General features: G+C 75.2%; 11 protein-coding genes. 4 read left to right on the forward strand and 7 right to left on the reverse strand.

The window, feature by feature from the left end; translation table 11 throughout:
• The coding region (locus tag ACNAW0_RS28775; protein WP_416291176.1) for an ROK family transcriptional regulator at positions 1 to 1,232 on the reverse strand (1,232 nt) is incomplete at its 3' end.
• A 171-nt stretch (positions 1,233 to 1,403) separates the two neighbouring features.
• Between ACNAW0_RS28775 and ACNAW0_RS28780 the strand changes: the two genes are divergently transcribed.
• Positions 1,404 to 2,759 carry a glycosyl hydrolase family 18 protein gene (locus ACNAW0_RS28780; protein WP_416291177.1) on the forward strand — a complete coding sequence of 452 codons (1,356 nt, stop codon included), beginning with the start codon at positions 1,404 to 1,406 and terminating at the stop codon, positions 2,757 to 2,759.
• Between the two features lie 159 nt (positions 2,760 to 2,918).
• Here the strand turns inward: ACNAW0_RS28780 and ACNAW0_RS28785 are convergent, their stop codons facing one another.
• The 5 genes from ACNAW0_RS28785 to ACNAW0_RS28805 form a co-directional block, all read right to left on the reverse strand.
• Positions 2,919 to 3,305: a PPOX class F420-dependent oxidoreductase gene (locus ACNAW0_RS28785; protein ID WP_416291178.1), complete on the reverse strand. Its 387-nt coding sequence runs from the start codon at positions 3,303 to 3,305 to the stop codon at positions 2,919 to 2,921.
• Between the two features lie 131 nt (positions 3,306 to 3,436).
• Entirely contained in the window at positions 3,437 to 3,757 is a 321-nt protein-coding gene (locus ACNAW0_RS28790) for a TraR/DksA family transcriptional regulator (RefSeq protein ID WP_416291179.1), read from the reverse strand.
• A gap of 341 nt (positions 3,758 to 4,098) precedes the next feature.
• Positions 4,099 to 4,743, reverse strand: a complete 645-nt coding sequence (locus ACNAW0_RS28795; protein WP_416291186.1) for a class I SAM-dependent methyltransferase — start codon at positions 4,741 to 4,743, stop codon at positions 4,099 to 4,101.
• Positions 4,744 to 4,799: 56 nt separating this feature from the next.
• The gene (locus ACNAW0_RS28800) at positions 4,800 to 5,480 is read right to left on the reverse strand and encodes a TIGR04282 family arsenosugar biosynthesis glycosyltransferase (RefSeq protein ID WP_416291180.1); all 681 of its coding nucleotides are present in this window, start codon (positions 5,478 to 5,480) and stop codon (positions 4,800 to 4,802) included.
• Positions 5,477 to 6,151, reverse strand: coding sequence for a glycosyltransferase family 2 protein (locus ACNAW0_RS28805; RefSeq protein WP_416291181.1), 675 nt, complete (start codon positions 6,149 to 6,151; stop codon positions 5,477 to 5,479). The genes ACNAW0_RS28800 and ACNAW0_RS28805 overlap by 4 nt, the downstream gene beginning before the upstream one ends.
• A 147-nt stretch (positions 6,152 to 6,298) precedes the next feature.
• Here ACNAW0_RS28805 and ACNAW0_RS28810 point away from each other — a divergent pair, with 147 nt between their 5' ends.
• Positions 6,299 to 7,693 carry a hypothetical protein gene (locus tag ACNAW0_RS28810; RefSeq protein WP_416291182.1) on the forward strand — a complete coding sequence of 465 codons (1,395 nt, stop codon included), beginning with the start codon at positions 6,299 to 6,301 and terminating at the stop codon, positions 7,691 to 7,693.
• 63 nt (positions 7,694 to 7,756) lie between these two features.
• On the opposite strand, the gene ACNAW0_RS28815 is transcribed toward ACNAW0_RS28810, so the two are convergent.
• A complete protein-coding gene (locus ACNAW0_RS28815; protein WP_416291183.1) occupies positions 7,757 to 8,818 on the reverse strand; it encodes an NAD-dependent epimerase/dehydratase family protein in 1,062 nt (353 codons plus the stop codon).
• A 227-nt stretch (positions 8,819 to 9,045) separates the two neighbouring features.
• Between ACNAW0_RS28815 and ACNAW0_RS28820 the strand changes: the two genes are divergently transcribed.
• Positions 9,046 to 10,431, forward strand: coding sequence for a molybdopterin-dependent oxidoreductase (locus ACNAW0_RS28820; RefSeq protein ID WP_416291184.1), 1,386 nt, complete (start codon positions 9,046 to 9,048; stop codon positions 10,429 to 10,431).
• On the forward strand, positions 10,424 to 10,897 hold the full coding sequence (locus ACNAW0_RS28825) for a hypothetical protein (protein WP_416291185.1): 474 nt from the start codon (positions 10,424 to 10,426) through the stop codon (positions 10,895 to 10,897). Before ACNAW0_RS28820 ends, ACNAW0_RS28825 begins: the two co-directional genes overlap by 8 nt.
• The last annotated feature ends 152 nt before the right edge of the window (positions 10,898 to 11,049 follow it).

Below are 11,049 nucleotides of genomic sequence, written 5' to 3' on the forward strand. Positions count from 1 at the left end.
CGGGCGCGCGGCTCAACGGGCCCGGGCGCGGGGCGCGCCGGCGCCGGCGTCACCCGGGCGGCCGGACTGCGCGGCACGCCGCCGTCGCTGAGCAGCCGGGCCATCGGCAGGGTGGCCGCGCCCATCGCGACCGCGTCCGGTCCGAGCCGGCACAGTTCGATCGATGTCTGGGCGTACGGCTGGCGCAGCGCGTGCCGCGCGGTGGCCTCCCGGATCTGCGGCAGGTAGCGCTCGCCCAGGGCCAGCCCGGCCCAGCCGCCGAGCACCACCCGCTCCGGGTTGAAGAGGTTGACCAGGTTCGCCACCCCGGCGCCGAGGTAGCCGACCGTGTCGTCGAGCACCTTCGCCGCCGTGCGGCTGGTGGACCGGAGCAGCTCGCCGAAGGCGGTCTCCTCGTCGCCGCCGGCCGCCGGGCGGCCCCGGTTGGCCTGCCGGAACCGGTCGAGGACCCCCTCCGCCCCGACGTACGCCTCCAGGCAGCCGAGGTTGCCGCAGCGGCAGCGGCGGCCGCCGTACACGATCGTGGTGTGCCCCCACTCGCCGGCGCTGCTGTGCGCGCCGCGGTAGCCCACGCCGTCGGCGATCACGCATGCCCCGACGCCGGAGCCGACCAGGGCGATGACGGCGTGCCGGACGCCCCGGCCGGCGCCGAACCACATCTCGGCCTGGCCGAGGGTCTTCGCGCCGTTGTCGAGGTGGACGGGGATGTCGGTGCCGGCCCGCAGCATCGCCCCGAGCGGTACGCCGTCCCAGCCGAGGGTCTGCGCGTGCACGACGGCGTCGGCGGTGCGCTCGACCGTCCCGGACACCGCGACGCCGAGGCCGAGCACCGCGGCCGGGTCGACGCCGGCCTGCTCGACCACCGCGTCGAGGCCGTGCAGCAGGTGGGTGGCCACGTCGCGCGGGTCGGGGCTGGTGGCGGCGATCGGGTACTCGGCCTTGGCGAGGGCGGTCATCGCGAGGTCGAACAGCTCGACCTGGACCCGGGTCTCGCCGACGTCGGCGCCGACCAGGTAGCCGTAGCCGGGGGCGACCCGCAGCAGCACCCGGGGCCGACCGCCGTCGGACTCCACCGAGCCCGCCTCCTCGACGAGCCCTTCGGCGATCATTTCGCCGACCAGGTTACTCACGCTGGCCAGGCTCAGCGCGGTGGTCTGGCCGAGTTCGTGACGGCTGAGCGGCCCGTCCAGCCAGATCCGGGTGAGCAGCACCGATCGGTTGGCACGGCGCATGTCGCGCACTGTGGTGCGTCTGGCGTCCACGTCCGCCGCCGTCCTCTCCCTGGGCGCCACCCGGCGGCGGCCCCCATTTCATGCCCTGAAACAAGCGGTGATAGCCTACTGCCCATTTACACTTAACAAAGTTAACTGATAGCCTGCGGCGCATCGATGAGGAGGTATGTCATGCGACTTCGACGCCGGCTGACCGCCCTGCTCGGCGGCGCCCTACTGCTCGCCGCCCTACCGGCCGCCAGCGGCCTCGCCGCGACCGCCGGCGAGGCCGCGCTGGTGTCCTGCGCCGGCGTACCGGCCTGGGCCGAGGGGGTCACCTGGACCGCGGGCAGCAAGGCCACCTACGCCAGCCGCCTCTACCAGGCGCTGCAGACACACACCCCGCCGGCAGGCGCCGGCTGGACCCCGCCCGCCACCCCGGCCCTCTGGAACGACCTCGGCGCCTGCGACGGCGGCACCCCGTCACCCACGCCGACCAGGACGTCCCCCTCCCCCACGCCGTCGCCCACCCCGTCACCGACCCGCACACCGACGCCGTCGCCCACCCCGTCGAATCCGCCGCCGGGCGGGGACACCTGCGCCCTGAAGCCCCGACCGACCGCCAAGGTGCTCCAGGGCTACTGGGAAAGCTGGGACGGCGCGGCCAACGGCGTACACCCCGGGCTCGGCTGGATCCCGATCACCGACTCGCGCATCCGCTCACACGGCTACAACGTGGTCACCGCCGCCTTCCCGGTGATCCGCTCCGACGGCACGGTGCTCTGGGAGAACGGCATGGACGCCGGCGTCAAGGTGCCCACCCCCGCCGAGGTGTGCCAGGCCAAAGCCGCCGGCCTGACCGTCCTGTTGTCGATCGGCGGTGCCACCGCCGGCATCGACCTCAGCTCGAGCGCGGTCGCCGACCGGTTCGTCGCCACCGTGGTGCCGATCCTCAAGCGATACAACTTCGACGGTGTCGACATCGACATCGAGACCGGCCTCACCGGCAGCGGGAACATCAACCAGCTGTCCACCTCGCAGGCCAACCTGGTCCGCATCATCGACGGGGTGCTCGCCCAGATGCCCGCCGGCTTCGGGCTCACCATGGCTCCGGAGACGGCATACGTCACCGGCGGCAGCGTCACCTACGGGTCGATCTGGGGCGCGTACCTGCCGATCATCAAGCGGTACGTCGACAACGGACGGCTCTGGTGGCTGAACATGCAGTACTACAACGGCTCCATGTACGGCTGCTCCGGCGACTCGTACCCCGCCGGCACCGTGCCGGGCTTCGTCGCGCAGACCAACTGCCTCAACGCCGGCCTGGTCGTGCAGGGCGTCACCATTCGCGTCCCGTATGACCGGCAGGTCCCCGGCCTGCCCGCGCAGTCCGGCGCCGGCGGCGGATACCTGGCGCCGTCGGCGGTGGCGCAGGCGTGGAACACCTACCAGGGCGGCCTGAAGGGGCTGATGACCTGGTCGATCAACTGGGACGGGTCGAAGGGCTGGACCTTCGGCGACAACGTCAAGGCCCTCCAGGGCCGCTGACCCGGGCAGGGGCCCCGCCGGTGGGCGGGGCCCCTGCCGCCGGAGGCGGAGTGGGGCAGGCCGGCGGGCCCGTGGTTGATGGCACCGCGTGGAGCTGGACCTCGACGTCGGCGAGCGGCCAGCCCGGCTGGCCCCAGCTGACGCGGGGCCGCTCCGCGATCACCGCGGGCCGGTGGCGGGCTCGAGGCCGAAGCTGATGACGCGGCGGGGGTGGATGCGGATGATCGGGCCGGCCACGTGGCCTGCGGAGTCGGCCGGCTCGGTGAGCGCCTCCGCGTCGCCGCGGATCTCGACGCAGCGGACGGTCCAGGGATCGAGCGAGGCGATGTCGTCCACCACGAATGCGACCTTGGAGCCGGCGGCGACGTTGCGGAACTTCCGGCTGGCGGCCATGTTCCGCCCGCCGATGTCGATGGTCTGGAGCTTCTCGTTGTAGCCGAACCCGACCGGGTTGTTCTGCACGGTCCCGTCGGGACGGACGGTGGCGAGCCGCCCGAGACGCTGGGTACGCAGGTAGGCCAACTCGTCCTCGGTGAACACCGCCATGGTCAGTCTCCGTTCCCTCGTCCGACGTCTGACACCCAGCATTGCGGTTGAACCAAACTTGAGGTCAAGTACGGCGGGTCGCCCCCGGGCCCGCCGGACCGCCGCAGCGGTCCGGCGTCGCCGCGGTCAGCTCAGCCCTGCTTCTGCTGACACGGTACGCAGAAGCGGGCGTGCGGCAGCACCTCGAGCCGTTCGGCCGGGATCGGCGCCGCGCACCGCTCGCAGGTGCCGTAGCCGCCCTCGGCCAGTCGGCGCAGCGCGTCACCGATCTGCGCCAGGCTCTGCCGGGTCGCGGCGATCAGCGCGGCCCGGGTGTGCGCCTCGCCGGGATCGCCGGTGTCCGCGGTCAGTTCGGTCAGCCGTGCGGTCTGCGTCTCGAACTCGGCGCTCAGCGTGGCCCGCAGCCGCGTGATCCGCTCCTGGTCGGCGGCGCCTCGGAGGTCGGTGCTCATGTCGGATCCCTTCCGGAAAAGAAAAGGGCCGAAGCCGGATGGCTTCGCCCTGGTGGCCGTACTCGCGGGTGGTGCAGATTCCCGGAGGGCCACGGCCGGTGGGGATCGGGCTCGGCAGGCCGTGGATGGGCGCGACCGCGTGCCGTTGGCAGGGCACGACAGCAGGCGCCACCGTGGTGACGCTGATCGGCTGCCGGACCGGGTACATCCGTTCACCATAGGCTGACCGGGCCGGGCCGCCAACCACATTGCCGCTTCCGGTGAGACTTCCGGCCAACGCGGCTGGCCCCCGGTTCGGCGTGCCGGGCTCGCCGCTCGCGGCACGTCCGGCGGGCGACACATCACGGCTGGTCCGGGACCAGCTCGGCGAACCAGCGACGGCTCGCCTCGAACACGTCCCGCACGGCCAGCCCGGCGGCGCGGGCGGTGTCGTGCACCGCCGCCGTGTCCAGCCGTGCCCAGCGGAAGGCACCGCTGCGGCGTACCTCGCCCGTCGGGGATCGGGAGGTGAGCCTGGCGCATCCGCGCCACAGCCCCGGCCCGGGAGGTTCCAGCTCGACGAGGATGGTCCCGCTGGCGCGGATCAGCTCCCGGCAGCGGCGGAGCAGGACGCGTGGGTCACCGCCGATGCCGATGTTGCCATCGATGAGCAGCACGTGCGCCCACCGGCCCTCGCCGGGCAGGGCGGCGAAGACGTCCCGGTGGAGGGCGACCGCCCCGCGCGCCCGGGTGAGCCGCACCGCGTGCGGGCAGATGTCGACACCGACCGCGGTGTGCCCAGCCCGGGCCAGCGCGAGCGTGAGCCGGCCCGGGCCGCAGCCGACGTCCAGGGCCGGGCCGGCGCACCGGGCGACGACGGCGGCGGTCGCCGGCTCGGGAGGACCGTGCCAGCGCCGCACCGGCAGCCGGCTGCGCCGACCGTCGCCCTGCACCAGCCAGTGCACGCCGGGCTGCGGGTGCAGGGCCGCGGCGAAGACGTCCTCGATCTCGTTCGGGTCCGTCCGGCGGTCCGGCCGCCCGCCCGTTCCGACGGCGTCGACGGTCACCGTCGACCGTCCGGCACGAGGGCGGGAGCCAGCCGCGCCACCTGGCGGGCGAAGCGGCTCGCCGGCGCCTCGGCGGCCACCGCGAGCGCGTCGGCCCACTCGTCGACGTCGCGAAGGACCGGCAGGGGCAGGGTACGCAGCCCGCGCCTCGACAGGGCCGCCCAGGTGCGTTGGCCGGTCCACGCGGTGGACATCGGCACCGCCCGCAACGCGCCGGCCTGCCGCGGGTCCCGCAGCCCCAGCGCCCACCACCCGCCGTCCACCGCCGGCCCGAGCACGGCGTCGGCCAGGTCGAGGCGCCGCACCGCTGCGAGCAGTCGTCCCGGGGTCAGTTGCGGGGTGTCCATGCCGATCTGCAGCACCGGCCGTCCCGGCCAGGCCGCCGCCACCTCAGCGTGGGCGTTGGCGAGCCGGTCGGCCAGGTCGCCGCCCCGCTGCAGCAGCACCGACCAGCCGGCGAGGGCCGCCGTCAGGTCGGCGCCGTCCTCGCCGTCGGCGACGCGCCCCCGTACGGCCAGCACGGGCACCACCCCGGGCACGGCGCGTACGGCGTCGAGGGTGTCGCGCAGTGCCGCGGCGGCGATCCGGGCAGCCTGGTCGGGGGTGGCCGGTGGGCAGAGTCGGGTCTTCACGGACCCCGGCACAGGTGCCTTGGCCATCACCAGCAGCACGGTCATCGGGGCCGGCCCACGGTGCGCAGGACGCCGGCGAAGTCGCGGGTGGCGCGCAGCGTGCCGCGTACCGAGCCGGAGACCTTGGAGCGGGTGCCGGCGGCGCGCGGGGCGTAGCTGACGTCCAGCTCCCGGATCCGCCAGCCGGCGGCGGCGGCGCGGATCAGCAGTTCGAGGGGGTAGCCGAAGGCGCGGTCGGTGACGCCGAGGGCGAGCAGGGCGTCGCGGTGGGCCACCCGGATCGGGCTGAGGTCGCGCAGTGGTACGCCCCGCTGCCGCAGCAGCGCCGCGACGAGGGCGGTACCGGCGCGGGCGTGCCAGGGCCAGACGCCGGCGCGGACGGGTCGCCGCCGGCCCACTGCCAGGTCGGCGACGCCTCGGGCGACCGGGTCGACCAGGGCGGGCAGCTCCGCCGGATCGAAGGAGCCGTCGGCGTCGAGGACGCAGACCAGGTCCGCTGCGGCGGCCAGCAGGCCGGTGTGCACGGCGGCGCCGTAGCCCTGGCGGGGCTCGTGCACCACCCGGGCCCCGTGCCGCGCGGCGACCTCCGCCGAGCCGTCCCGGGAGCCGTTGTCCACCACGATCGCCCGGTATCCGCAGGGCAGCGCGGCGAGGACGCCGGGCAGGGCGGCGGCCTCGTCGAGGCACGGCAGGACCACGTCGACCGGTGCGCGCATACCGCCGACGCTAGGCCGCGGCCCGGGCTCCGGCAGGAAGATCGGACCTTACGGATCTGTTACCGGCGGATCGATTCTTACCGACCGGTGACGATCCGGCCGTTCACCGGTCGCAGGTGCCGGAAAGGTCGTACCGTGCCGGTCGGCATGGGAACGACGACGAGACTTTCCGCTGCGCCCGGGCGGACGCCGACCCGCCGGTGGCCGGGCGACCTGGCCGTGCTGGGCGTCGAGATCGCGCTGGTGCTCCTCGCCGCGGCGGTGGGCGCGGTCCTCAACGCCCGCGGGGTGGGTCTGTACGCGGACGCCGCCCCGCTGTACGCGACCTGGCGACCGCATGCCGGGTGGGGCACGCCGGCGGCGGTGCTGGTGGCGGTCGCGGTGATCGGCGTCGGGGTGCCCTGGGCCCGCGTGGCGCGGTGGGCGCCGCTGCTCGGCGCGGCCTGGCTGGCGTCGGCGGCGTGGACGCTGTCGCTGGCCCTGGTCGACGGCTGGTCGGCGGGGTTCACCGAACGCCTCACCGTGCAGGCGGAGTACCTGCACGAGGTGCCCGGGATCCGGGACGTCCCCGCCACGCTGGCCGGGTTCGCCGAGCGCATCCTGGACTTCCGCCCCGACTCGTGGTCGACCCACACCGCCGGTCACCCGCCCGGCGCCCTGTTGGTGTTCGTCGGGCTGGACCGGATCGGGCTCGGCGGGGGCACCGCGGCCGCGCTGGCCTGCGTGCTGGTGGGCACGAGCGTCACCGTTGCGGTGCCCGTGGCGTTGCGGGCGCTCGGTGCCGAGTCCGCGGCCCGCGCGGTCCTGCCGTTTCTGGTGCTGTCGCCCGGCGCGGTGTGGGTGGGGGCATCGGCCGACGGGCTGTTCGCCGGTGTGGTCGCGGCCGGGCTGGCACTGCTGGCGGTACGCGGCCGGCTGGCCCCCGCCGCCGGTGGGCTGATGCTGGGCTTCGCGCTGTACCTGTCGTACGGCTTCGTGCTGGTGGGCCTGCTGGCGCTGGTGGTGCTGGCGCTGCGCCCGGCGGACCGGATCACCGCGCTGCTGGCTGCGGTCGCCGGGGCAGCCGCGGTCGTGGTCGCCTTCACGGCGGCGGGATTCTGGTGGTGGGACGGCTACCAGCGGGTGGTGGACCGGTACTACCAGGGCTGGGCGGCCGACCGCCCGTACGGCTACTGGGTGTGGGCGAACCTGGCGGCGCTGGTGCTGTCCGCCGGCCCGGCGCTCGGGCCGGCGCTGCGCCGGGCGGTGCTGGCCGGGGTGGCGGCGATCCGCCCCGCGCTGCGCGGTCCTGGCGCCCGGCTCGTCGGGCCGGCAGTTGCCGCCGGACCGGCCGTGCTGCTGCCACTCGCTGCGGCGGCGGTGGTGCTCGCGGCTGACCTGTCCGGGTTGAGCAAGGCGGAGGTGGAGCGGATCTGGCTGCCGTTCGTGGTGTGGCTGCTGGTCGCCGCCGCGCACCTGCCGCCGGCGGCCCGCCGCTGGTGGCTGGTCGGGCAGGCGGCGACCGCCCTCGCGGTCAACCACCTGCTCTGGACGGTCTCCTGACCCGCGCGCCGGCCGATCGAGTGCGGCGCCGCCGCTGACGACCAGGAACGGCGGCGCGGCCGGTCAGGCGGGCAGGGCCGCCGGCGCGCGCAGCGGGTCGGTGGCGAAGGCGGCGATCCCGTCGGCGAACCCGATCCGGGCGGTGTAGCCGAGCAGCTTGGTCGCCCGGCGCGGGTCGGCGACGACGTGCCGCACGTCGGCGGCGCGGGCACCGCCCACGACCAGCGGCGCCGGGCCGGCCATCGCGGCGGCCAGGGCGGCGGCCAGGTCACCGACGGTACGCGGCTCGCCGGAGCAGACGTTGACCGGCACCAGGGGCTCCGGCGAGGGCGTGGTCAGGGCCAGCAGGTTGGCGCGTGCCACGTCGGTGACGTGGACGAAGTCGCGCCGCTGCCGGCCGTCCTCGAGCACCCGGGGCGGCCGGCCCGCCGCCAGTTCGGACCGGAAGATCGACGCCACCCCGGCGTACGGGGTGTCGCGGGGCATCCGAGGCCCGTAGACGTTGTGGTAGCGCAACGCCCACACCCCGCCACCGGTCTGACGCGCCCAAGCGGCGGCCAGATGTTCCTGAGCCAGCTTGCTGGCGGCGTACGTGCTGCGCGGCTCGAGCCGGGCGTCCTCGGGCACCAGCGCCGGGGTGAGGCTGCCCGCGCAGCGCGGGCAGGTCGGGTCGTACCGGCCGGCGGCCAGGTCGGCGGGACGGCGTGGGGCAGGCCGCACCGGGCCGTGCCGGCCGCACTCGTAGCGGCCCTCACCATAGACGACCATCGAGCTGGCCAGCACCAGCCGGCGCACCCCGGCGCGGTGCATGGCGGCCAGCAGCACCGCGGTGCCGTAGTCGTTGTGGCTGGCGTAGCCGGGCGCGTCCGACGGGTCGAGCCCGTGCCCGACCATCGCCGCCTGGTGACACACCGCGTCGATGCCGGGCAGCAGCACGTCGAGCAGGTCGGGATCACGGACGTCACCGACCACCGGGGAGTGCCGCCGGGCCCACTCCGGCAGTTCCCCGCCGTGCGCCTGGGGCAGCAGCGCGTCCAGCGCCACCACCTCGTGCCCCTCGGCGACGAGCAGGTCGGCGACCTGGGACCCGATGAAACCGGCCGCGCCGGTGACCAGTACCCGCATGTCGGGCAGCGTAGGTCGGCGGAGAACCGCTCCGGGCCGGCTCGGCGCAGCCGTAAGGAGCTCGCAACATGCCGGTCACTCGCGCCGCCCGGTAAGCAAGCGGTAATCCGGCAAAACGGGTCCGCTCGTCGCCGCCGCCCGTAGCCTGCCGGCATAGGCCCGTGCCGGCCGCCCGCCGCGCGGGGGCGGCGCGGCGCGCACCGCGTCGACTGCCATGAGGAGGACTGGTGAACGCGGACAGCACCTCCCCCGCCGGGGGTCCCCCGGTCGGGTCGGGGCGCGGTGGCCGGCCCGACCGGCCGGGCTACGGCTTTCCCCGGCGGTGGTGGGCGTTCCTGGCCGAGCATCCCCCGCCCGGTGCGGCGGCCGTGAACCGGCGGTGGCGCAGCCCGCTGCGCGGCCCGTGGCTCACCGCCACGTTCGGGGCGGCCCTGCTCGTCGGCCTGCCGCTGGTGTTCCTCACCGGGCTGTTGGACTACGCCGCCTACTCCCCGCAGTTCGGCCAGGCGTTCCCGCCCGACGTCGGGTGGCTGCGGCTGCCGCCGTTCGACTGGCCGACCCGCCCGTCCTGGCTGTTCCGCCTCACCCAGGGCCTGCACGTGGGGCTCGGCATCACGCTGGTTCCGGTCGTGCTGGCCAAGCTCTGGTCAGTGCTGCCGAAGCTGTTCGACTGGCCGCCGGCGCGCTCGGTGGCGCAGGTGCTGGAGCGGCTGTCCCTGTTGCTGCTGGTCGGGGGGATCCTGTTCGAGATCGCCACCGGCCTGCTCGACATCCAGTACGCGTACCTGTTCGGGTTCGACTTCTACACCGCCCACTACCTCGGGGCGTGGGTGTTCGTCGCCGCGCTGGTCACGCACGTGTCGCTCAAGCTGCGGCGGATGCTCACCGCGCTGCGGTCCCGGTCGCCGCGCCGGGAGCTGGCCACCTCCCGTGCCGATACCAGGCCCGAGCCAGCCGACCCGGACGGGCTGGTGGCTGCCCGGCCGGGGCCGGCCACGATGAGCCGACGCGGCGCGCTCGCCCTGGTCGGTGGCCTGTCGCTGTTGCTGGCCGCCCTCACCGTCGGGCAGCACCTCAACGAGCCCTGGCGGCGCACCGCGCTGCTGCTGCCCCGGGGCCGGCAGCCCGGCACCGGCCCGACCGGCTTCCCGGTCAACCGGACCGCGGCCGCGGCCGGCGTCAGCGCCGCCGACACCGGGCCGGGCTGGCGGCTCACCCTGCGCGCGGCCGGGCGTGCCGTCACCCTGGACCGCGCTGGCCTGCTGGCCATGGCCCAGCACACCGTCAGGCTGCCGATCGCCTGTGTGGAGGGGTGGTCGACCGGGCAGACCTGGACCGGCGTACGGCTGCGCGACCTCGCCGCGCTCGTCAAAGCGGGCCGGATCGGTGCCGCGCAGGTCCACTCGCTGGAGAAGGCGGGACTGTTCCGGCAGGCGACCCTGCAGGCCAACCAGGTCCTCGACGGGGACTCCCTGCTCGCGCTGCGGGTCAACGGCGTCGACCTCACCCTCGACCACGGCTACCCGGCGCGGGTCATCGTGCCGGCCCTGCCCGGTGTGCACTGCACGAAATGGGTGGCGGAGATCGACTTCCACGGTCGTACCGGTGGGTGACATCGCGGCCCGGTTTCGGACGGCGTACGGTGCGCCGCTCCGGCACCTGCTGCCGCTCGCCGCCGGCTTCGCCGTCACCGGGTGGGTGGCGCTGCGGCTCGCCGGGGAACCGGCCGTCGGTCGGATGCTGATCTGGTTCGTCGGCGCGGCGATCGCCCACGACTTCGTGCTGTTCCCGATCTACGGGCTGGCCGACGCCGTGCTGCGCCGCGCGTCGGGCCCGCGCGGGGTTCCACCGTCGGGCCCGGCGCCGCTGAACCACATCCGCGTGCCGGCCCTGGCCGCCGGCCTGTTGTTCCTGGTCTACCTGCCCGGCATCCTGCGGCTGGATCGGCCGGCCTATCTGGCCGCGTCCGGGCAGGACCAGCGGCCGTTCCTCGCCCGTTGGCTGCTCGCCACGGCCGCCCTGTTCCTGGCCGGCGCCGTCGGCTACGCGCTGCGGTGGTGGTGGGCCCGGCGTCGGTGAACCGTCCGCCGAGGCCGAATGGGACCGGCCGCCGCGTTCATCGATGATCCGCGGCAAACGTCGCCGAGTCAGCTTCTCGGCCATGAATGCAAGGCCGCGTAGTTAGGCGGGGGAGCGGGGCGGCAAATCCGTGATTATTGCTGGTGAGCGCG

It is taken from the genome of Micromonospora sp. SL1-18 (assembly GCF_047921505.1).
Taxonomy (GTDB): Bacteria; Actinomycetota; Actinomycetes; order Mycobacteriales; family Micromonosporaceae; genus Micromonospora.

Excerpts from the sequence above, each read along its gene's own strand:
- ACNAW0_RS28780 (WP_416291177.1), top strand. The coding sequence starts at position 1,404 with ATGCGACTTCGACGCCGGCTGACCGCCCTGCTCGGCGGCGCCCTACTG.
- ACNAW0_RS28785 (WP_416291178.1), bottom strand. The coding sequence starts at position 3,305 with ATGGCGGTGTTCACCGAGGACGAGTTGGCCTACCTGCGTACCCAGCGT.
- ACNAW0_RS28790 (WP_416291179.1), bottom strand. The coding sequence starts at position 3,757 with ATGAGCACCGACCTCCGAGGCGCCGCCGACCAGGAGCGGATCACGCGG.
- ACNAW0_RS28800 (WP_416291180.1), bottom strand. The coding sequence starts at position 5,480 with ATGACCGTGCTGCTGGTGATGGCCAAGGCACCTGTGCCGGGGTCCGTG.
- ACNAW0_RS28805 (WP_416291181.1), bottom strand. The coding sequence starts at position 6,151 with ATGCGCGCACCGGTCGACGTGGTCCTGCCGTGCCTCGACGAGGCCGCC.
- ACNAW0_RS28810 (WP_416291182.1), top strand. The coding sequence starts at position 6,299 with ATGGGAACGACGACGAGACTTTCCGCTGCGCCCGGGCGGACGCCGACC.
- ACNAW0_RS28815 (WP_416291183.1), bottom strand. The coding sequence starts at position 8,818 with ATGCGGGTACTGGTCACCGGCGCGGCCGGTTTCATCGGGTCCCAGGTC.